The following is a 22,235-nucleotide window of genomic DNA, read 5'->3' on the forward strand; positions in this document are numbered from 1 at the left end:
AAAACTCATTGTACAACTTAGTCGCCAGGGTTAATGTAAGCTCATCTACATCTGTTTATTGAGAATGTTATGGCTTTTTACAGTATCGGTGATGTTGCCGAACGCTGTGGTATCAACCCGGTAACGCTCCGTGCCTGGCAGCGCCGCTATGGTTTACTGAAACCCCAACGCACTGAAGGCGGTCACCGTCAGTTTGATGACGAGGATGTTCAACGTATTGAAGAGATCAAACGTTGGATCAACAGCGGCGTACCGGTCGGTAAAGTAAAAGCGCTACTGGAAGGCCAAACCGTCAACCTTAATGATGGCTGGTTCAAGCTACAAGAAGAGTTGATCGGCATCTTGCGTCATGTCCGTCCTGCTAAACTACGCACCAAAATTGCGACGATGGGCCGTGAAAACCCAGTCGATGCCTTGATTGACCACGTTATTGTGCCTGTAAGACAAAAACTAAGCCTGGATCAAACCACCGCGCGCGCCATGAGCAGCTTGCTGGACGGTGCTTTAATTGATTATGTCGCGTTTTGCCTCGCGGCCGGGCGAAAAAAAGCCGGGAAAGATGCATTAATACTGGGCTGGGGCGTAGAAGACCGCACCCGCATCTGGCTAGAAGGCTGGCGTCTGTCACAACAGGGTTGGCGAATTGACGTGTTGTCAGAACCGCTTGAGACCCTTCAGCCAGAACTGTTTCCGGGACAAACGCTTTTCGTCTGGAGCGGTCGGGCATTGACCCGGCGTCAGCAAGAGATGATGTCGCACTGGCAGGAACAAGGTTTCTCCATCCACCTACATGCATCGTTGTGATCGACAACGCACGCATCGTCCTTGGCCTCAACGCAAGTGCGCGTTATTATCGTTCACCCGTTTTACCTGACTGGAATCCTGCATGAACTGGCGTACTCTTTTCTTTGGCTTTATCTTTGCCGTCATGGCACTCGGTGGTGCTGGCGCAATTATGCTGATTGGCTACTCAATTGTGATTGGTAAATAGCCCGACGCGTTAACGCCAGCCACGGCCAGCAAAATCAGTTACTGGCCGTAAATGCCGCGAGAAAAGCAGGAATACGTGGGAAAGTATGTAAAAACCACGGCGTAAACTGTTCAGGTGCTTGTTTTATCTGCTGCTCAATGTCTGTCACTGACTGATAGCGATAATCGTCTGCTTCTTCCGGGTTCATCTGCGGCAGTTCATCACTGATGGCAAAAAACACGTGACCATACTCGTGTTCCGTCAACCCATTACTTAATGGCAAATTGTAGCTGAGCTCGAACACCGGTTGCAGCTTCAGCGTCATTCCCATCTCTTCACGCAGTCGGCGTTCTGCCGCATCCTGAGTGCTTTCCAGCGGATAAGGGTGACCACAGCAGGTATTACTCCACAGCCCACCACAGTGATATTTATCACTGGCACGTCGTTGTAACAGGATTTCAAGGCGCGAGTTAAACACATACACCGTGATAGCACGGTGCAGTAATCCCTTCTCATGTACTTCCAGCTTTTCCATTTTACCGGTGGGACGATCGAGGTGGTCAACAAGGATAACTTCAATGGCGGACATGACAACTCCTTAAGAAAAATCTCAACTATTTTACACCACGATCAGGTTGCGGGTCGCCTCTACGTTGATAAAAATTGCGCAATCCGTGCGCTTTTTCAGCAATTGTTGCAGACAAAAAACAGGACGGGCCTTCGCACCGCTTATTGCTTCAAGGCCACATCCTCACAACAGGTTATTGCCCGGAAGCATCCACCACTTCCTGACGGGGCCGGAAAATATGGGAGTTGCCCTCTGCCTGTAGCCGTTTTAACAGCTGATGCCCGCCATACTCATCCTGGCAGGCAAAGTGTTGCTCTTTGGCCGTGATCGGAGTCGCCCACAACAGTTTCACCGGGTCGCCGGCGTTTTTTGGCAGCTTAATACGCTGATCCTCACTGGCGAGATCCTGTGCCAGTAAAAAGCTGGTGAAGCCCTGCGGTGTCATTTCCGACGCCAACGTATGGCAGTCACCAATCCACGTCAGACGCGACCACGGCAGCGGTGCGAATTCAGCTAGCGCGCTGGCCATCTGTACTGCGCTGTGTTCCGTCATGATGTTGCTGTCTATCGCCATGCCGATTTCGATGCGGCGATACTGCGGTGCCAGCTCATCAAACAGATGATTCACCTGCGGCATCGGGCGAATCGACATGCCTAACGTAAAGAAATACCACACCTCTTCATGCCAGTACTGAGCTATGGCCATCGGCGGCCAACTGCCCTGATCGATCGCGTAATACTTCACTTCCGCCCCGAATCGGGACTGGTAATGGCTGAGCATGGCCTGCTGAAACTTGTCCCAGGCCGGCCCTTCTTGCCATTCCCGCCAGAACTGCCGATGGTCAACCGCGGTAGCATAATGTTGATTGGTGGAGGCAGAACCTAAGGGGGACGTCAGTCGGTTAGCTTTAATACAGCCTGCGGAAAAGCTGATCTGCTTCTGCTGATACAGACTCCAGCCGGGGATCACCGCCAGGAGCTGCCCGTAATACCATAGCGCTGCGCCCTCGTCGCCCGGCTCCCAGATAATCTGCAAACCGTTGGCATCCAGCGGGGGTTCAGCTTCTAGCGTACGGCAATATTCCGCACTTAGAAGCGGGGCAATCCCCTGCTCCAGCGCTTCACGATCTTCCTGCGCAGGCGCAGGGGATAAATTGCGTACCCAGCAGCCGCGTACCGCATATTGAGTGCGAAACAGTTCGGCTGGCCAGATGTAAAAATAGGCCGTTCGTGAATCCTGCTCAACGATGGCCATCAACGTGCGTTGCTGATTCCACACTTCAGCAATCAGGGGGTGATGTGTCATAGCACCTCGATAAAACCTGGAGGGATCCATTTCTCCCGAGAATAGAGCAGGATCGGCACTCTCGCCATGCGACACAAGGGTAAAACTCTCAAAAGCAGACTCAGGGTGGATATCCCATACGCGCCCGTGCCCGATGCCAGGCACCGCGTCGTACTGACCAGCGCAGTAAACGTGCGACCAGGTGAATCTGACTCTGGGTGAACTGCTGCCGCCAGCGCGGTAATTCAGCCCCTGACATCTGTTGCGCCCAAAGTGGTAGCAGTCCCGTGCCGCCATACAACATGGCGCGCATCACCGGGTACGCCATCCAGTGCGGTGCCGGTGCCTGCCACAGTAATCGCGTCACTTCAGCGGTTCGCGCATCAAAACGTAGCGCGGGTCGCATCTGTTCCAGATAGCGCTGAGTTTCCGCTACGCTGGTCGGTAAAGATTCGGCTCCCAGCGCCTGCGCAATCCGTGCCGCCTCGGCGTAATAGTCATCTTGCTCACGCAGACTCAGCTGTGGATTACGATAACGCAGGTGTGCCGCGAGAAAGCTGCTGGTTTCAGCGACATGTACCCAGGTGAGCAGTGCCGGATCGCTGGCGGCATAAGGCTGTTGGTAGTTATCCACGCCGCTGACGCGCAGGTGAATGTTCTTCACCCGCTCAATCAGCGTGTTCGCATCCGCCTGATTACCGAAAGTGGTGACGGCAATAAACTGGCTGGTACGGCGTAAGCGACCCAGCATATCGGCACGAAAGTTGGAGTGATCCCACACCCCGGCCAGCGCCGCCGGGTGTAGCATTTGCAACAACAGCGCACTGATCCCGCCGCACAGCATGGAGGGGAAATCACCGTGTACCCGCCAGACCACACTCTCAGGGCCAAACAGCCCGGCATCACCGGGCGGCTGAGTGAGATCAAACTCGTTGAGCGACAGGCCATTAACCCGAAATACCTGGCGCTCAATGCGCTGGCGGAGTGGCTCCAGCAGTCGGTTAACGGTAGTCAAAGCTGGCACTCTGAATACGGGCAGAATCCAGCCCGATCATCACGTTAAACTTGCCCGGTTCAGCCACATGTTGCAGTTGCTGGTTCCAGAACTTCAGCATATCGGCATCAATTTTAAAGCTGACGGTTTGTGACTCTCCCGCTTTTAGCATAATGCGCTGGAAACCATGCAGCTCCTTCACCGGACGACTGATACTGGCGACCGGGTCATTAAGATAAAGCTGCACCACCGTGGCACCATCACGTTTACCGCTATTGGTCACGGTGACACTGGCATTGATCGTGCCATTGTGCGCCATAGCGGGCGCGGAGAGCGTTACCGGTGAAACAGTAAAGGTGGTGTAACTCAGGCCGTAACCAAACGGATAAAGCGGCGAGTTATTGATGTCGAAGTAGCGCGATTTATACTTCTGCGGGTTAGTGAAATCATACGGACGCCCGGTGGAAAGATGATTGTAATACAGGGGAATTTGCCCCACGGAACGGGGGAACGTCATCGGCAGTTTGCCCGACGGATTGTACGCACCAAACAGCACATCGGCGATAGCATTGCCGCCTTCCGTGCCACTGAACCAGGTTTCCAGCATGGCGTCGGCCATCTGATCTTCTTTGACCAACGTCAGCGGCCGGCCATTCATCAGCACAATCACCAGCGGCTTACCGGTGGCTTTCAACGCCGCGAGCAGCTTTTGTTGGCTTGGTGGAATATCAATGTTGGTCCGGCTAGAGGCTTCATGCGCCATGCCCTGTGCCTCCCCTACCGCCGCAACAATCACATCCGCCTGACGGGCTTTCTCTACCGCTTCATCCAGCATTTGCTGCGGCGTTCGGCTATCCACCGTAACGCCTTTCTCGTACAGATTCAGGAAGTCCTGCACTTTGCTGTTATCGGTAATATTGGCCCCTTTGGCATAGAGCAAGGTGGCCTTGCCCGCCGTCGCGGCCTGCATCCCTTGCAATAAGGTGACGGACTGTTCAGTGACGCCAGCGGCGCTCCAGCTCCCCATAATGTCACGCTTGCTGTCAGCCAACGGGCCAATCAGCGCAATCGTCCCGCTGTTTTTCAACGGCAGGGTCTCAAGGCGGTTTTTCAGCAGTACCATGCTTTTACGCGCGACATCACGCGCCTGTTCACGGTGCAGGCGGCTCTCTGCGTTGGTGTCTTGTGGATCGATCTCTTTCGGGCCAAGGTGGCTGTAAGGATCGTTAAACAGCCCCATATCGTATTTCACATTCAGCACATGGCGCGTAGCATCATCCAGCTCCTGCATCGTCACCGCACCGCTTTTTACCAGGCCCGGCAGGTATTTGCTGTAGTACTCATCGCTCATGCTCATGTCCATACCCGACTTGAGTGCGATACGTACCGCATCCTGAGGATCGCTGGCGACACCATGATCAATCAGCTCTTTAATCGCACCATGGTCGCTGATGGTAATGCCTTTGAATCCCCACTGCTTACGCAGGAGATCTTTCAGCAGCCAACTGTCGGCGCTGGCTGGCACACCGTTGATCGAGTTTAATGCCACCATGACACCGCCGCTGCCCGCATCCAGTGAGGCTTTATACGGTGGCAGGTAGTCCTGGAACATGCGCTGTGGGCTCATATCGACCGAGTTATATTCCCGCCCGCCTTCCACCGCACCGTACAGGGCAAAGTGTTTGACGCTGGTCATGACAGAGTAGCGATCGGCCGGGCTTTTCCCCTGCATCGCCTTCACCATGGTGCTGCCCATCACCGAAGTGAGATAGGTATCTTCACCGAAGCCTTCGGAAACACGGCCCCAGCGCGGTTCACGGCTCACATCCACCATGGGTGCCCAGGTCATATTCAGACCATCGTCGGCTGCTTCATAAGCGGAAATACGCCCGACTTCACTCACGGCATCCCGATCCCAACTGGCGGCTAACCCTAACGGAATAGGGAAAATGGTGCGTTGACCGTGTACCACATCATAAGCAAAGAACAGCGGGATTTTCAGGCGGCTAAGCTGCATCACCTGATCCTGCATGGCACGAATGTCCGGGCGGGTAACCGTATTAAAGATCGCCCCCACCTGCCCCTTCTGGATCATGTCGCGGATCGCCTCTTTTGGCGTATCAGGACCGACGCTAATCAGGCGCAGCTGACCAATTTTTTCATCCAGCGTCATCTTTTTCAGCAGTTGGGAAACAAAGGCATCACGGGCCTGTTCCGTCATCGCGTGGGGTGCAGGCAGGCTCTGCACCGCAAAAGCCGGTTGCATAGCCAGGGAAACAGCGAGAGATACAGAGCAAATCCATTTCATTAGATTGGGTCTCTTAAAAACGGCATAAAAGGAAAAAAATCAACGGCGGCAGTGTGCCATAACAAGAGGATAGCAGCCAGATACAGGCGTCACAGCTCCGTGCTACAGTAAATACGCACAGGCTAAAAAGGAAAACGTTCATGGAATATGCTGCATCGCATCAGACCGCCCTATTGACCGATCTACGTCGTCTGGTTGGCGCCAACCATCTGTTGACTGAACCAGAACAAACCGCCCGCTATCGCAAGGGATTCCGCTCTGGCGAGGGCGAAGCCGTGGCGGTGGCCTTCCCCGGTTCACTGCTGGAAATGTGGCGAGTGTTGCAGGTTCTGGTTGCAGCCGATGCGATCATCTTACTCCAGGCCGCCAATACCGGCCTTACGGAAGGCTCGACCCCGCAAGGCAATGATTATGATCGTCCAGTGGTGATCATCAGCACGCTGCGTATTGATAAACTGCAACTGATCAACGACGGCCAGCAAGTTCTGGCGTTTCCAGGCACGACCCTGTATCAGCTGGAAAAAGCATTGAAGCCGCTGGGACGCGAGCCGCATTCGGTGATTGGCTCCTCTTGCATTGGTGCTTCGGTGCTGGGAGGCATTTGCAATAACTCCGGCGGCTCACTGATCAAACGCGGCCCTGCGTATAGCGAACTGGCGCTGTATGCGCAAATTGATGCCCACGGCCAGTTACGACTGGTGAATCATCTCGGTATTGACCTCGGCACCTCGCCAGAAGAGATTTTGGGCCGTCTTGATGATGATCGCTGGCAGCCAGATGCCGTGCGCGATGATGGCCGCCACGCTTCTGACCATGAATATGCCGAACGCGTGCGCGATGTGAATGCCGATACGCCAGCACGCTTCAATGCCGATGCCCGTCGCCTGTTTGAAGCCTCCGGCTGTGCAGGCAAGCTGGCGCTGTTTGCGGTCCGTCTTGATACTTTCCCCAGCGAACCCCAGCAGCAGGTGTTTTACATCGGCACCAATGATGCCCAGATGCTGACCGAAATTCGCCGCCATATTCTGGCTCATTTCCAGCAATTGCCGGTGGCGGCGGAATATATGCATCGTGATATTTACGATATCGCCGAAGTGTACGGAAAAGATACCTTCCTGATGATCGATAAACTGGGCACCGATAAAATGCCGCAGTTTTTCACCCTGAAAGGCCGCATGGATGCCTGGCTGGCAAAAGTGCCCTGGCTAAAACCCCACTTTGTCGATCGCCAGTTACAGCGCCTTAGCCGTCTTTTCCCGTCACACCTGCCTGACAGGATGACGCAGTACCGCGCGCGTTTCGAACATCACCTGCTATTGAAGATGTCGGGTGACGGTATTGCAGAGGCGCGCGAATATCTGCGTGACTATTTCCGTGAAGGGGGTGGCGAGTTTTTCGAATGTACACCACAAGAGGGAACCCATGCGTTCCTGCACCGCTTTGCCGCTGCCGGTGCGGCTGTGCGTTACCATGCGGTACATGCTGATGAGGTAGAGGATATTCTGGCGCTGGATATCGCCCTGCGACGTAACGATCGTGACTGGTTCGAAACTCTGCCCGCCGAAATTGCGGATTCAATCAGCCATAAGCTCTACTACGGGCACTTCTTCTGCCACGTTTTTCATCAGGATTACATCGTGAAGAAAGGCGTGGATGTGCACGCTTTGAAGGAAAAAATGCTGGAGCTGGTTGCGGCACGCGGTGCAGAGTATCCCGCCGAGCACAATGTCGGCCATCTCTACACCGCGAAACCGCAGCTCCAGGCATTTTATCGCCAGCTTGACCCCACCAACAGCTTTAACCCTGGTATCGGTAAAACCAGCAAACTCAAAGGCTGGGCGGTCAAAGCGCCTTAACCGGCTACGGCAGCAGCTCGTCGTCCGGTTTAGTGGTCACTACCGGCTGCCGCCGTTCAATCACCATCGTCTGTGGCGTCGAGAGGGTAATGCCCTCTTTGCGCAGGCGGGTGAGAATATCAAACAGCAGGTCGCTTTTGGCGCCGGAAATTTGGCGCTGACTGGCGACGTTGCCGGTGACACTCAGCACAATGCCCTGAGGTGACAGATCTTTAAATGACACCGAAGGTTCAGGCAGCTCAAGAATGCGTTCATTCTCGTTGTAGACCTCCAGCAACAGCTCACGCACGCGTACCGGGTCGATATCCAGCGGGAAAGTCAGCAGAATGGTGACGACACCCTGCGCATTCCCCATGGTGGCGTTACGGACGTTTTGCGAGATAAGCTGCGAGTTCGGGACAATCACGGTGGATTTGTCCGACATCTGGATTTCCGTCGCACGCACGTTGATACGGCGAATGTCACCCTCGATACCACTGATGGTGATCAAATCGCCCACCTTCACCGGGCGCTCGGTCAACAAAATCAGACCAGAGATAAAGTTCTTCACAATCTCCTGTAAGCCGAAACCGATACCCACTGACAAGGCACTGACGATCCACGCCAGTTTGTTCCATTGCAGCCCCATGATCGACAGCGTCAGCAGGATAATCAGCACGTAGCCGATATTGCTCATCAGCGTCACCAGCGAGGTGCGCATGCCGATATCCATGGTGGTTTTCGGCAGGAATTCGATGTCCAGCCAGCGGCGTACCGACCGCAGAATATAGATGCCCACCACCATACAGACCAGCGCAGAGACCAGGTGCGCAGGGACAATATTCAGGGACTCCAGCCCTTTTCCGCCCCAGAATTCAATCGCTTTTTGCAGCAGTTCAATCGGGGTGGATGATGCGAAGCTGCCGTTGAACAGCGCCAGCGCCACAATCATGATTAACAGGGTTTTGCCTACCGCAGCCAGCAGCGTTGCAGCCTGTTGCAGGTGGCGTTCATCAATGTTCAGCGTATTTTGCAGCCGCTTACCGGTGCTGTTCTGCGTTGAGAACAGGCTTTCGCAGCCGTCATTGATCAGGTGGCTGAGGAAGAAGAAGGAACCAAACAGAATGCCACACCACACCACTTCATAAGCAAGGAAGCGCGCCAGCATGACATAACCAATCAGCAGGGCAATCAGAATGGCGAGCGCAGTTAAGGTCAGTGCAATCTGGATCAGCCCTGCCAGCGTAGAACGCTCTTCCAGCGTTTCTCCCTCTTGTGCGAGACGGCGACGTACGCGCTGAGTTCGCACACTAATTGACAACGCGGTACTGCCAATCAATAACGCCGTGAGGCCGTTCGCCACAATGGTGGTGTTCAGGCTGGTGCCGACGCTGTTGTTAAACGCCTCCGCCGTCTGGAAGATAAACACCAGCGCTGCGGTAATTGGTGGGAAGGGCTTCAAAGCCTGCGCCACTGCATTGGAAATATGCGGCAACCGCCAGCTTGGGCGACGCGTGGAGAGGAAAGCGCGCCCTAATCCCGCAATCAGACCACAGAACACGCTAAGTTGTACCAGGCGATCGACAAAGTCTTGCACATCACTGGAGACTTCATCGCGGCGGGTAAAGGCCAGTGCCGTAAAGTTAAAGGTGATCACGACGGCGGCTAACGTCGTCAAGGCGATCGCTGCCGCAAGAAAACTTCGGCGCAGGCGACCTTCCGGCAATTTATGAATACTGACCCATGCCAGAAACTCTTCACTGTAGCGACGCCCCAGCGTCATCACCAACATCGCCGCCAGAATCCAGCCTACGGTGCCAAAGCGCCAGCCCGGCTCCCAGGAGAGCGCAGCGGTGTCTTTGAGTTCCGCAATGAAGTCACTGATTTTTTCGCCGTCTAAATCCTGAGTGCTGAACAGAGGTGCCCAAAAACGCGGGCCAAGAATACTCCCTGAGTTGAGGGCCAACTGGCTTTTTAGCTGGTCCCGGCGCAGGTTAGCAATTTGCGAGGAGAGCAGCAGCCCCCCATTTTTCAGGCCTTCTGCCTGTTTAATCTGGTCATCCAGTTTGCTTTTTTGGTTTTCCAACTGGCTACGTTTGCGCGTAACTTCGGGCGTTTCTTTCGTTGGGCTATCAGCGGCCGGGGCTGGGCCAAGAACGGCCAGTTGGGTATCCAACTGCTGACGTTGCGGAATCAGTGCCTGACCGAGCGTGTCAGCGTTGCCCGAAAGCTCCAGTGCCATTTCGTTCAACTGGGAGAGCTGGTTATCGTTGGTATCACCGCTCACCTGGCCTTTGATTTTATCGAGGATCTTCTGCATTTTTGGCAGTTCAACGGCCGCATTGACCTTCGGCGTCGCCTCATCTTGCGACGGCGCTGCCGGGTCATCAGCAGCCAGGCTGAGTGTTGGCGTTAGCGTAACCAACGTCAGGAGCAGTAAAGCGAGAATGGCACGTAGCTTAAACATGAAAATCTGATTCCAGCGCAAAAACGACAGCAGGGGAAATTCCCTGGCCCACTGTCGCTGAGTTTAGGCCTTCGCGCGTGACGGTGCTATCGGAATCACGGCGTAAATGCCCCCGAGGTCAGTGCAGCAGAGCCTCCCTGCCCTGCGTGAAAATGTTACTCCTGGTTGCTGACAACCAGACCTGACTTCTGTTTTTTATAGGCTAACGCGGCAGCCGGAACGGGCGCAGCTTTACCGGTTTCCAGCCAGCCACGTAAGCGGTTGGCATCAGCAAAGTGGGTGTATTTACCAAATGCATCTAACACCACCAGCGCGACCGGGCGGTTATTAATAAAGGTCCGCATCACCAGGCAGTGTCCAGCCTCATCGGTATAACCGGTTTTGGTCAGCTGAATCCGCCACTTATCGTTGTAGACCAGATGGTTAGTGTTACGGAACGGCAAGGTGTAAGCCGGATGGCTAAACAGCGCCGTCTCCTCTTTCGTGGTGCTTAGCTCACCAATCAGGGGGTATTCGCGGGTGGCTTTCAGCAGCTTAATCAGGTCTTCTGCCGTAGAGACGTTATGAATGGATAAACCGGTTGGCTCAACGTAACGCGTATGCGTCATTCCCAGGGCGCGCGCCTTGGCATTCATCGCCCGAACAAAAGCATCATAACCGCCGGGATAGTGGGCTGCGAGGCTGGCAGCGGCGCGGTTTTCCGATGACATCAGCGCCAGCAGCAGCATGTTGCGACGGCTGATTTCACTGTTTAGCTTCACGCGGGAGAACACACCACGCATTTCAGGCGTATGGCTGATATCCACGGATAACATTTCATCCAGCGGAAGATGGGCATCCAGCACCACCATCGCGGTCATCAGCTTGGTCAGAGAGGCGATCGGTCGAACACGATTGGGATGGCTGGAAAACAGCACTTTATTGGTGGTTAAATCCACAATCATCGCGCTACCAGACGCAATTTGCGGCTGAGCAATCGGTGCAAGGTTCTCAATTCCGGTGGCGGCAACCGCCGGGGTTATCGCTGCAGGTGCAGCAAACAGCAATGCCAGGGAGAGCAAAGAAGTACGGAGTTTTACAGGCATCGAAAAGTTACCGGTCAGAGATGTGCGCTGTGTTGAACACAGGCCGCCCGCGCACAGTAAAACGCGCACGAGCTGGCCGCAGCATCATACGCGTTCCACTATGAAATTTCCTGGAGAGAATGTGTCAGTCCGTTAAAAATCACGTGACGTCCTGCCGCCAAAAGACGGCAGGACGGATAAGTCAAAACAGACGTGGGCCATAACCCCACAGCACCACGGTCAGCGCCAGCAATACTTCGAATACCAGCAGCCCGATAGCCAAAGTAGAACCAGAAAAACGCAGGCTCTCTTCGCGGTCAATGTTAAGGAACACCGGAATACCGACATAGAGCAGATAACCGGTATACACCAGCGCCATCGCACCCACCAGAACACACAGCCACACCAGCGGATAAAGCGCCACGAGTCCACTAATAAACAGCGGAGTCGCCACATAACCGGCAAACACCGTACAACGCTGAATCGATGGACGCTGTGGGTAGTCTCGCGCCATCCAGTGGATGACCCGCCCCATGACGGCAACCCCGCCCAGGATGATCAGATAGAAGAGGATGCCAAGACCAATACCAGTAAGCAGGTTGAGCTGTACAAACTGATTCTCACCGAGATTCCAGCCAAACTGGGTGGTGCCGATGAACGCACAGAGCACCGGAATCGCCGCCATCAACAACACGTGATGGGTATAATGATGGGAAACACTTTCGTTTTCCTGTTTGATATCGCGCATTTCCTGGCCCGGATGCGCAATGAGTCCCCAGACATGATTCATAAAATCACCTCTCTGATGCGACTGGCTGCCCAGGCGGGCAACTTCAATACAAGTATAAACGGCGCTGGTTTTTTTGCCGGGTGGCAGGAAAGAAAATTCGCTTATCAACCGGGCGTCACGCTTTACTGAATGCGGTATAGACTTGAACACGGGGAAACCAAAAACAGAGAGGATACTTTGCATATCGATATCAATGGATTAATTAGCCAGTATGGTTATCTGGCGCTGTTAATTGGCTGTCTGGCCGAAGGGGAAACATTTACGCTGTTAGGCGGTATTGCGGCGCATGAGGGCTTACTCCACTACGGCGGCGTGCTGTTAGCGGCAATGGTGGGCGGCACCTTAGGCGATCAGATTCTGTTTTGGGTGGGCCGGCGCTGGGGCGCGAAAATTCTGCGGCGTTTCGGCAAGCACCGCGACAAAATTGCCAAAGCGAAGCGTTTGATTCAACGCCGCCCCAGCCTGTTTGTGATTGGCGTGCGTTTTATGTACGGATTTCGCCTGATCGGTCCGGTGATTATTGGTGCCAGCCGCTTAAAACCGTTGAAGTTTTTTGTGCTGAATCTGGTTGGTGCAGCGCTGTGGTCACTGATTTTTGTGACTCTGGGCTATTTTGCCGGAGAGATCGTCACGCCCTGGCTGCACAAGCTCGATCAGCACTTCAAACACTTGTTATGGCTGATCGCCGCCCTGGTGTTTGCGCTGATACTGCGCTGGTTTATTCGCCGCTGGAATAACCGTCGCGCAGGTTAGCACCCATTGCCCCGCCTCGCTGGGACAACAGACTATAGTTAAAGTTTGATGTCATCAGGGAGCGGAATAATGAGCGATGTTAAACGCAAAATTGAAGATCATGGTGTCATTGGCGATCTGCGCACCTGCGCATTAATCGCCAATGACGGCACACTGGATTATCTCTGCTGGCCCAACCTTGACAGTCCTTCGGTCTTTTCGGCGCTGTTGGACAGTGACGCCGCCGGGCTGTTTTCTCTGGCACCCGATTGGGCGCATCCACGTCAGCAACAACTCTACCTGCCAGATACCAATATTCTACAAACCCGCTGGCTCGGCCCGGAAGGTGTGGCTGAAATGACGGACTACATGCCCATTTGTCGCCAGCATGACAGCCTGCCCCGCCTGATTCGTCGCGTTAAAATGCTACGGGGTGAAGCACGCTTTACCTTCCACTGCTCACCACGCCACGACTACGCGCGCGCCGAAACCACGGCATCTGCCGGGCCTGGCTATATCGATTTTAGCGCCCCTGGCCAGCCAACATTACGGCTGGCGGCAACCGTCAACATGACGCTGGATCAGCACGCCGCCACCGGCAGTTTTCACCTCAAAGCCGGTGAGGATGTGGCATTTATTTTCGGCAGCAGCGACGATCCTCACGTCACGGCGCTGAACACTTTGCACTGCTTCGACGAAACCCTGCACTACTGGCGGCACTGGAGCCGCCAAAGCACCTATCGCGGACGCTGGCAGGAGAACGTACAGCGTTCTGCGCTGGTGCTCAAACTCCTCACCTCCTGGCAGCACGGTTCCATTGCCGCCGCCGCGACCTTTGGTTTACCCGAGGAGTTAGGCGGCGTGCGTAACTGGGATTACCGTGCCGCATGGATTCGTGACGCCTCATTCAGCATGTATGCTTTGATGCGTCTGGGCTATGTGGATGAAGCCCAACACTTTACGCAGTGGGTCAGCCGTTGCGTCGAGAATAGCCATACCGATGAAATGCGATTACAGGTGATGTACCGCCTGGACAGCAGCACCGAACTGCATGAAATGGAACTGCTTAATCTCTCAGGCTATGGCAACTCGCGCCCGGTTCGTATCGGCAACGATGCCTGGCAACAAACGCAGCTGGATATTTATGGTGAGCTGATGGACGCCATTTATCTGGCGAATAAGTACGGCGAGGCGATTTCGCAACGTGGCTGGCAGCATGTGTCACGGATGATTGACTGGGTGAGTGAGAACTGGATGCAGGCAGATGCCGGCATCTGGGAAATGCGGGGCGAACCAGAACATTTTCTGCATTCACGCTTAATGTGCTGGGTCGCGCTAGATCGCGCACTACGCCTTGGACTGAAACGCTCGCTGCCGATGCCTTACGCACGCTGGGACAGCGCACGCAGCGCGATCCGTCAGGATATCTGGGAAAACTTCTGGCACAAAGAACAGGGCCATTTTGTCTCCACACGGGGTGGTAAACATCTCGATGCCTCAATGTTATTGATGCCGCTGGTGCGTTTTGTCAGCGCCACCGATCCTGACTGGTTAGCCACGCTGGATGCCATCAAAATCCACCTTGTCAGCGATGGTTTGGTGAAGCGCTATAATATGAATGAAACCCCAGCCGATGGTCTGCAAGGCGCAGAAGGTTCATTTGCCGCCTGTTCCTTCTGGTATGTTGAATGCCTGGCACGTGCGGGCCGGATACACGAAGCCCATTTTGAGTTTGAAAAACTGCTGAGCTATGCCAACCCCCTCGGGCTGTTTGCCGAAGAGTTTGACGTGCGCGGCCATGCGCTGGGGAATTTCCCCCAGGCGCTCAGCCACCTGGCGATGATCAGCGCGGCGTTCTTCCTCAACCGCAAACTGAGCGGCGAGGAGACGCAATGGCAGCCATGATAAAGTATTAATATTTATCGTAAGGAAAGATAAATACATGCCTGATATTTGTTGTTCCTGCATCTCGCGCTTTATTAAATAGAGTCTCTAGAAGAGCAGCACAAGATTTACAGGCATCATTACGATTAAACATGAATATATCCTGCCCTCTTTGAATTATGTTGGCACTGTCCAGGAAAGCCGCAAGCATTCTCTCAGAGTCGTTTTCGCGGGTGAAAGTCACCTTAAACTCTTTAACCGGCTCGCCTAGCTGTTCAGGGGTTGCTGCGGTTGGTAAAGCAGGTGGATATTCAAGGTTACTATTTATATCTGCAATTTTTGTGTTTAAATCAGTGTCCAGATTAATGAAAGTCACATAATGTTTTTTTCCCTTACTGCCAACATTATGATTACCACTCAGCGTAACTTCAACTTTTATATTTGGAATCTTATCATTCACTCTAGTGTCCTCGAACACCTTCGGTATATATTTTCTTTCTACTTTCGCCCCGGATAAAACAAGAAAACTTTCATCTCCTATAGTAAATAGCACATAGTTTTTCCCTTTCAAAAATACATTCTTATCCTTATCGCTTTTGGTTGTATCGAAATCAGAATTATCCGGATACAGTGCCTCCATAATATCCTTGTTATAGTTAACTGCATCAATATCATCAGGAGTGAAATTCGACGAGTCATAAGATTCCCATACACTCCCTCCTTGTTGCCGGTGCAATTTTTGCAATGAAACGCGATGTTCTTTATCAAAGAGATATTTTTCTCCTGTAGACAGGTCAACATCATGTAACGTTGTTTGAACACCACTACTTTGAGCAACCGAATGTGAATCTATTGTTGTAACAAGTCCTTTAAAGGTTTGACTTTGTAATTTATTGTGATGAAAGCTGGCACTCATTAACACAGCATGAAGTTTCTTTGCCTCCATCTCTTCTGGGGAGAGTTGACCATCACTCTTCATTGTCATTTCATCAATAGTTGTACTTTCCGACCCCCCTCTGGTTTTTGTACCAAAATACCAGTTATCACCAAAATTCATAACGAAATCTTCAGTGACACGAACCGCGGGGCTATTATTAACGCCTGTATTTGTCACCTGCGGCGCATTTGGATCAACTTGCATTCTGGGTAGGATAGAGACAGGTAACGTTGCCTTAGAATCGGGTAAGTTTTTTTCTAACTGATTGATTTCCACATGGCCATTATAACCCTTGCGATGTAATAATTTAGGCTTAACCGTCGAATACATCTCAGGTGTTTGCGGGAGTTTATAATGTGGTAGCTCAGTGTTTTTTAATACTTTTGGTACTCTATTTGTTGCTGTTGGCTCTGCCTTAAAAAACTTACCTTCATAAGGGAGAATCCAGGCAGCAACGGGTTGTTTTTTTGAGGTGTCATCTAGTTTAGTGGCTGACATTTTCCAGTCAGCTCCCCAGGGGTGAATTTCCGTATCCTGTGGACGATCTGTTCCTTTAGCAGGCAATGGGTTTTGCTTGGTATCAAAATCAAACGAGGTCAATGCCGTATTTTCTATCACCAGGCATGCCTCAAGCCCCCTACGTTTTCGGCTTCTTACTTGAAACGTTTCACATTCATAGGTTTCTTTTGCCTGCTTATCATCGATCTCCCACTCTTCGAAAAATGTCATTTTGCCTGAGGCCGTCATTTCTGAGGGCTTTATTAACCCCCCCTTGCGTATTGCTGGCTTCTCGTTACTATCAAAAGACACTCTCTCTGAAACATCACTGGTAACAACGAATTTCTCACCATTGATGTCATGGACCTGGTAAGGTGCCTCAAATTTGCGCGGCATTGCAAGCCTGGCCCCACTTTTTAGTATTCCATGCCCAGACATGCCAACACTTAATAGCGACGAAGATAAGCCTTCAAAATCTTTTTTCTTCCATGCATCAACCGCTTGCTTAATACTGTCAGCTAAAATTTTTAACTGCACTGCATCTTGTAACAACGCGCCTAATTTTATTGAGTCTAGAGCACGAAACTCATCTAAGAATGGTGCTATAAGAAAAATAAAATCTTCAGATATTTGTTCGACACCAGCACCTGATGCAAGGTCATAAATGAGCGTTGCCAACTGGAAGGGTTCAAATGGCAGCATGCGGAGCAGTTGTGCAAAAAGATCTTTATAATCTTTAAATTTCCAGACCTCGAGGTCATTATAAAAATCAACCGGGGTATTGTCATGAATGCGTTTCAAGTCTGCACTAAGCGAAGCCATTTTACTTGTGAGTGCAGTCAACTCGCCACTTGTCAGTAGAGATTTAGCATCGGTAGTCATATTACTCTGAAAATAATTAACATTTCCCTTGAAAATCCTGTCTTGAGCATCACGGGAACGAAGTAGTATTTTCTCCGCTTCGAGGTCTGAAATTTCATTGACCTTAAAATCAATTTCAGAATGAATATGTTGCTTAAAATTTTCTACCGGATTAGCAATAGCAGCAGGTACTGCATTGGTATCTATACTTTCACCAAATAACCCACTTAATTTATCTGTTAACACCTGTTTGTTATTAGCATTTGTCATCCCGGCATCAATAAGGTATTCAGCAATAACTTCCGCAGAACTGTTCTCCCAGGAGTAACCCGCAAGCCAGCTTACGAATCTTCCCGTGTTCTTAAATTTTGTAGCAAAATCAGATTGACTTATCCGCCTAAAATGTCTGATAACTAATGGATGAAGACCAGAGACACCAACCGCCTTACGCAACCCATCATTAAAAATTAATTCAATAAATGAAACATCTCGATTATATTCTTTATCTCCCCCTGATGATTCGCGAGCAACGCCAATTTTCAGCTGAGAAAATGCTTCATACTTCCCTTTATCTATATCGAGATACTGCATAAGAGCATTAATAATAAACTCTCGTTGAAATTTTATCTCATGCAGTTTCTTCTCCTGAAGTAAATTTACTTGATTAGCAAGTAGCTTATAATACTCCCCTACCACATCCTGTTCTATTGAATCTCGACTGCGCCCATCAGACGAGCCATGCAGTAGTTTTGTAGCAGCCTGGATGGTAGATGATTTACTCACTACATTATGCGCATCTTTTAGCTCACTAACAATTTTTTGCACCAGCCCTTTATTTTTTACCTCTCTGGAAGTCACTCCTGAAGCTCTGTTTTTATTATTATAATCGTACAACCTAAAAGCTTCCGCATACTTATCGCTCATTCTGTAGTCATTAGTATTAACTTGTGGGTATTTGACACGCATGCTTGCGTTAATCTTTAATTTATCGATATACGAACCAGAGAAGAATGCATGTTTAAATTCAAACCTTTCCTCGGACAATATTGAATTTATTTTACTCATCAGGCTAACAACCATATCATCCCTATATTCATTAAAGTTAGTTTTCTCTGATGGATTGAGATTTTCACTAACACTTAACATAGAAAGTCCCTTCCATATGTTATTATTATAATAACCAGCCTTAAAATCAAAATCTAATTTTATATCAAAACCACCTGATGTTATAATTTCCTTCAAGTAATCTTTTTCAAGAAGAGCATATTCCTTTAAGCTAAATCCATTATCAAGCAAATAACCAATTAAATATTCCCTCTGAATGTCTAATATCGCATTTAATTGCTCATATATAACAGTGCGAAGTTGTGGTAAAGAATCTGATGCGACTACAGGATCAGGGATTATAACAACTCTATCTTTTAATGATTTGGTTTTTTGTTTCCCAAAGTTATCTATGCCTACATTAAAATTATACCCACCTCGATATAAAACACTTTCCGTAGGATTTTCACTCCTTGAATACAACACCCCAACTTCTCCCTGCTTTCTTTTTCTTAATAGTTCATCTATAAAATTATGATTTCTTGATGACTGTTCTGGATTTACAATCTTTATCAATCCGGAATCATTGACAATATAGTGTTCTTTTATTTTTGATTTCGATGGTAAAACCTGATTAATAAGAGATTTTATAACCGTCCATACCTTAGTTGCATTTATGTCTGATGGGGAATCTGCAAAATAAAGTTCCGATGCGAGTGTTTTCTCCACATAGCACCCACTTGCTTTATCTTTAGCATAAATATTTAAATGATAACCTTGATCAATACATTGTAATTCGAGATTAAATGCCGACCCCCAGTCAAAACCATTGTTAATTTCACTCATGAAATCGTTTATTTCATCAACAGTTAAGCCTTTGAATTTCAAATTCCTTCCAGAATTAAACTCTGAAAACTGAAATATTTTCTTAACTTCAAAAAGTGCTGATGATATTTTATCTGCACTTTCCCTATAAGAAAAAAGAGGTCCAGGTGAAAAATAAATGTCATTTTTATATAAAGATAAAACTGCTGGGTTTTCATTTAAATAACTCACTCTATCTTTACTGATAATATTGTGCATCCTGGTTGTATCAACGTCGTCGTCTGGTATGGGACCTAAATTCCTTTCAAATGGATGAGCGATATTTACATCAGTAAGCGGATACATATAACTTGTAAAATCACTTGAAAATTTTTTAATGGTGGGTTCAAGCGTTAATTCTTTTTGCAAGCTGAATTCTGACAACTGAAACCTGGAAACAGACTTAGTTACAATATTATCACTCACATCACGACCAGCTAATTCAAAAGCAAACTCCCTTAAATCATAATCATTATAACGTATACGAAATGACAATGCTTTGTTGAAATCTATGCCATTCAATAAACCTGATTTTAATTCATTTATACCTTCAAGACTCAGACCATTGAGGGTACCCGTTTTTTCAGGTGAGCGTAAGGCGGAAATAAAGTGGTCAACCAATTGATTGATATGCTTTTCCGCATTTTCTATCATCTCATTTTGTTGCACCGACAAATTACCCACTTGTGAATCATTGGATTGCTGATCAGTAGCCATTGCAGTGGGGAATTTGAGTGGGTCTTGTAAGCTATTCAGAAATTGCGACAGCCAGGAGAAAGGTTCTTTTGGTTCATCGCTGTTGTTCTGGGGTTTGGATGAGAAGTGGTCTCGCTCACTTACGGGTACAGATACCTCTCTACCTCCCGAATCATTTAACTGGGCAGGGACTGCTGGGCTGTTTAACAATCCCAACCAACCGAAAAATGAGGGCAACCAGTCAGTCATATCGTATGCAGCCTGGAAGGATTTTCCTAAAGATGTTCTGAGTCTGGTTACACTTCCTGCATTAACCGAAAGACTCCATACCAGTAGAGAGAGCCACACTACGCTGAGATCGCCAACGTCCAGACTTGAAAAGTCAGGAATAAAACTCAGTAAGGATGAAAATATTTCGCTATAATTTCCTATAGCATCGAGAATTGCATATGTTTCTGTGGGGAGAAGGAGTTTAAGATGTTGAAAATAGGCAGAAATAAGCCCTCTTCCCGTGGTTGTTAGCGGTAGCCTGGCAACAAACAGGGCAGCCTGCCTCATCGCTATTTTTATTTTATTTAATACCCCCTCACTCTCAATTAATGATTTAAATATAGGATACAGCCAGTTTAAATCCGAAATGACAGGATAATTTGATAAAGCCGGAAAACCAGAATGAATGATACTATCAATACTGCTAGCCACTTTGCTTCTCAGCATTGAACCGGTGTTATTCACCATACCATTGGTTACATACTTAACAACTGAGATAGCATCATAAATATAAGTCTCAAAAGTAGGTGTGGGTATTTTATCAATACCGTCTGGCACTTTACTTACCAGATGATCAATGGTTAACTCCAAATCTGCTGCGTATATTTCCCCATCTTCCCTTATTCTGGGTTTAAATCCTTCCGTTGTGTTACCTGAATGTTCATTATGATATTCAGTAGATTTCGCAACTTTGTCATTCATAATATTTCCTCGCGCAATAGACTTATAAGTAAATTATTCTGAAAATGCACAGAGAATAATAACCAAGGGCAATATGAATATTCTTGCTGCACTCAGAAAGATCGGGGAGAGATGTCTTTTAAGCATAGTAAAAAATCAATTGTTGTCTATTTTTCACTAAAGTTTCCAGATTTTATATTTTTTCTTTTGGAAACATGTATTTACGTAAATAGCCCGTAAGAATAAAAACAAGATTCACAACTTCAATGCAAAGCATTTATAATGAAGTGCTGGCCAGTTGCCAGATCGGGGTCGTCGTATCCATAAGCCGTCTGAAAACAATAACTTGTTGAAAAATATGAAAATGAGCATTCGCGCGTTCGCCACCATCGCCCTAGCACTGGCCGCTTTTAGTCAGTCAGCTTTTGCTGTGGTCTACCCATTACCGGCGGCTAACAGTCGTCTGATTGGGCAAAATTTCGAAATCACCGTTCCTCAGGATAGCAAACTGCCACTGGAGGCCTTTGCCGCTCAGTATCAGATGGGCCTGAGTAACATGCTGGAAGCTAACCCAAATGTAGATGTGTATCTGCCTGCGGCTGGCACCAAAATGACCATTCCACAGCAGTTGATCCTGCCAGACGCACCACGCGAAGGTATTGTGATTAACAGCGCCGAGATGCGTCTTTATTACTACCCGAAAGGCAGTAAGACCGTGGTTGTGCTGCCAATCGGTATCGGTGAGTTGGGCAAAGACACGCCAGTTAACTGGACCACTACCGTACAGCGTAAGAAAGATGGCCCAACCTGGACGCCAACTAAGCAGATGCATGCTGACTATGCTGCACGCGGTGAGACCATTCCTGCGGTATTCCCGGCTGGCCCAGATAACCCAATGGGACTCTATGCCCTGTACATCGGTCGCCTGTATGCCATCCACGGTACCAACGCTAACTTCGGTATCGGCCTGCGTGTGAGCCACGGTTGTGTGCGCCTGCGTGCTGACGACATTAAATGGCTGTTCCAGCATGTTCCTGTCGGGACTCGCGTACAGTTTATCGATCAGCCGGTTAAAGCTACCGTTGAGCCAGACGGTTCACGTTATGTTGAAGTGCATAACCCGCTTTCCACCACGGAAGAGCAGTTTAACTCACGTGAAATCGTTCCAATTAACCTGACCGCTTCAGTCACTAAACTGCTTTCTGATGCGAGTGTTGATCAGAGTCTGGTGAACAGCTCGATTCAGGCACGCAGCGGTATGCCAACCAAAGTCACCGCTGGTGCACCTAATGCGCAGAGCATTCCGGTTGCAGTCGCTGAAAATGACATGGCAACGCCGAAGGAAGAGCCACTGACGCCAGTTAATGCGCCTCTGCAAGCACAAGCCAACGTAGCAGCGGATGCACAACCGGCAGCAGCCCCAGTGACCAATGAAAATACCGTGCAGCCTGCACAGTAATTTGTCACTGCTGTACTGAATAGCATTC

General features: G+C 49.8%; 15 protein-coding genes. 7 read left to right on the forward strand and 8 right to left on the reverse strand.

The genetic code is table 11. From position 1 onward, the window contains the following. Positions 1-69 precede the first annotated feature (69 nt). Both F3J40_RS25310 and F3J40_RS25385 read left to right on the forward strand, forming a co-directional pair. Entirely contained in the window at positions 70-804 is a 735-nt protein-coding gene (locus F3J40_RS25310) for a MerR family transcriptional regulator (protein WP_167012642.1), read from the forward strand. Positions 805-886: 82 nt separating this feature from the next. Beyond that, positions 887-991, forward strand: coding sequence for a YohO family small membrane protein (locus tag F3J40_RS25385; protein WP_017349424.1), 105 nt, complete (start codon positions 887-889; stop codon positions 989-991). Between the two features lie 34 nt (positions 992-1,025). Here the strand turns inward: F3J40_RS25385 and idi are convergent, their stop codons facing one another. The 4 genes from idi to bglX all read right to left on the reverse strand — a co-directional run bounded on the left by idi (position 1,026) and on the right by bglX (position 6,125). Beyond that, positions 1,026-1,559, reverse strand: coding sequence for an isopentenyl-diphosphate Delta-isomerase (gene idi, locus F3J40_RS03775; RefSeq protein ID WP_167012643.1), 534 nt, complete (start codon positions 1,557-1,559; stop codon positions 1,026-1,028). A gap of 172 nt (positions 1,560-1,731) precedes the next feature. Continuing rightward, complete coding sequence (locus tag F3J40_RS03780) at positions 1,732-2,844, reverse strand: suppressor of fused domain protein (protein WP_167012644.1); 1,113 nt, start codon at positions 2,842-2,844, stop codon at positions 1,732-1,734. Between the two features lie 100 nt (positions 2,845-2,944). After that, a complete protein-coding gene (locus tag F3J40_RS03785) occupies positions 2,945-3,838 on the reverse strand; it encodes an oxygenase MpaB family protein (RefSeq protein ID WP_370659850.1) in 894 nt (297 codons plus the stop codon). Beyond that, the gene (gene bglX, locus F3J40_RS03790) at positions 3,825-6,125 is read right to left on the reverse strand and encodes a beta-glucosidase BglX (protein WP_167012645.1); all 2,301 of its coding nucleotides are present in this window, start codon (positions 6,123-6,125) and stop codon (positions 3,825-3,827) included. The genes F3J40_RS03785 and bglX overlap by 14 nt, the downstream gene beginning before the upstream one ends. A gap of 140 nt (positions 6,126-6,265) precedes the next feature. On the opposite strand from bglX, the gene dld reads away from it, so the two are divergent. Continuing rightward, positions 6,266-7,981, forward strand: coding sequence for a D-lactate dehydrogenase (gene dld, locus F3J40_RS03795; RefSeq protein ID WP_167012646.1), 1,716 nt, complete (start codon positions 6,266-6,268; stop codon positions 7,979-7,981). Between the two features lie 4 nt (positions 7,982-7,985). Here dld and F3J40_RS03800 read toward each other — a convergent pair whose 3' ends face one another. The 3 genes from F3J40_RS03800 to F3J40_RS03810 form a co-directional block, all read right to left on the reverse strand. Next, positions 7,986-10,427: a DUF3772 domain-containing protein gene (locus F3J40_RS03800; protein ID WP_167012647.1), complete on the reverse strand. Its 2,442-nt coding sequence runs from the start codon at positions 10,425-10,427 to the stop codon at positions 7,986-7,988. Between the two features lie 155 nt (positions 10,428-10,582). After that, complete coding sequence (gene pbpG / locus F3J40_RS03805) at positions 10,583-11,512, reverse strand: D-alanyl-D-alanine endopeptidase (protein WP_167012648.1); 930 nt, start codon at positions 11,510-11,512, stop codon at positions 10,583-10,585. Between the two features lie 181 nt (positions 11,513-11,693). Continuing rightward, positions 11,694-12,281: a Yip1 family protein gene (locus F3J40_RS03810; RefSeq protein ID WP_167012649.1), complete on the reverse strand. Its 588-nt coding sequence runs from the start codon at positions 12,279-12,281 to the stop codon at positions 11,694-11,696. On the opposite strand from F3J40_RS03810, the gene F3J40_RS03815 reads away from it, so the two are divergent. The 3 genes from F3J40_RS03815 to F3J40_RS03825 all read left to right on the forward strand — a co-directional run bounded on the left by F3J40_RS03815 (position 12,273) and on the right by F3J40_RS03825 (position 14,918). Next, positions 12,273-12,410: a hypothetical protein gene (locus F3J40_RS03815; RefSeq protein WP_167012650.1), complete on the forward strand. Its 138-nt coding sequence runs from the start codon at positions 12,273-12,275 to the stop codon at positions 12,408-12,410. The genes F3J40_RS03810 and F3J40_RS03815 overlap by 9 nt on opposite strands. Positions 12,411-12,458: 48 nt before the next feature. After that, positions 12,459-13,034, forward strand: coding sequence for a DedA family protein (locus F3J40_RS03820; RefSeq protein WP_167012651.1), 576 nt, complete (start codon positions 12,459-12,461; stop codon positions 13,032-13,034). A 69-nt stretch (positions 13,035-13,103) separates the two neighbouring features. Then, entirely contained in the window at positions 13,104-14,918 is a 1,815-nt protein-coding gene (locus F3J40_RS03825) for a glycoside hydrolase family 15 protein (protein WP_167012652.1), read from the forward strand. 7 nt (positions 14,919-14,925) lie between these two features. Here the strand turns inward: F3J40_RS03825 and F3J40_RS03830 are convergent, their stop codons facing one another. After that, complete coding sequence (locus F3J40_RS03830; protein WP_167012653.1) at positions 14,926-20,769, reverse strand: hypothetical protein; 5,844 nt, start codon at positions 20,767-20,769, stop codon at positions 14,926-14,928. Between the two features lie 337 nt (positions 20,770-21,106). On the opposite strand from F3J40_RS03830, the gene F3J40_RS03835 reads away from it, so the two are divergent. Next, positions 21,107-22,207 carry a L,D-transpeptidase family protein gene (locus tag F3J40_RS03835; protein WP_167012654.1) on the forward strand — a complete coding sequence of 367 codons (1,101 nt, stop codon included), beginning with the start codon at positions 21,107-21,109 and terminating at the stop codon, positions 22,205-22,207. Positions 22,208-22,235 lie beyond the last annotated feature (28 nt).

The organism is Candidatus Pantoea multigeneris, assembly GCF_011752615.1.
GTDB classification, from domain to species: Bacteria; Pseudomonadota; Gammaproteobacteria; order Enterobacterales; family Enterobacteriaceae; genus Pantoea; species Pantoea multigeneris.